1 protein-coding gene is annotated in these 727 nt (G+C 63.7%); it reads right to left on the bottom strand.

The annotated features are described in order from the left end of the window. Nucleotides 1-70 precede the first annotated feature (70 nt). Nucleotides 71-664, bottom strand: coding sequence for a glycoside hydrolase family 19 protein (locus ACUSIJ_RS29645; protein WP_449312004.1), 594 nt, complete (start codon nt 662-664; stop codon nt 71-73). Nucleotides 665-727: the final 63 nt, after the last annotated feature.

Here is a 727-nt window from a genome sequence, read left to right as displayed (position 1 = left end):
AGGGCGACGAATACGATCCGCCGGCGGATGGCCCAATTGTCGGGCGAGACGTGGTTGATATCGTCCGACATCACGACACCGCCTGACGAAGCGCGGCTTCGAATTTGCGGGCATAGACGGCGATGGCCTCTGCCTTGTCCGTGCCGTTGATGATCCTGCGGGCGTTGACGTAGTCGCGGCGACCGCCGGACAGATAGTCCGCAAGGCCCTTGCCGGTGAACCAGCCCTCCTCCATGCCGCTTCGCAGGACCTGCGCGGCGATGTCGGGCTCCATGGCGCGGTCGGGCTCGGCCACCAGATCGACACCGGTGACGTGGCTGGCCTTCTCGTAATTCACTTTCCAGGTGAGCTGTACATAGCCCCTGCCGCAGTAGAGCGCGCCATCACCGGGCCGGGTGTTGCCCATGCTGCGGGCGCGGGCCGGGTTCTGGCCGGTCACGTCATAGAGGCGCATGTAGTAATCGCGCCCGCCGCGCTCCTTGATCGGCTGCATGGTGGTGGCGGTCTCGTGATAGGCCGTCGCCAGCGCATAAGCGCCATACGCGATCGGCCATCCGCGGATCGTTTCGAGCAGGACATTCAGGCCGTCGACCTGATCCTGATTGAATGAGCCGAAGAGCGATCGTTTGATCTCGGCGAAAAAGGTATCGTGGTCGAGTGCCATAGCGGCTCCTCCAAATGAAAAAAGCCGCCAGAGCGGCGGCGGACAGGTCGGGCTGTGAGGATG

This window comes from Pseudochelatococcus sp. B33 (assembly GCF_053570585.1).
Note: the sequence above shows the minus strand (reverse complement) of the source record. Positions and strands in the feature narration are given on the sequence as shown.

Bases quoted from the DNA above. Each gene is read 5' to 3' on its own strand.
- ACUSIJ_RS29645 (WP_449312004.1), bottom strand. From the start codon at position 664: ATGGCACTCGACCACGATACCTTTTTCGCCGAGATCAAACGATCGCTC.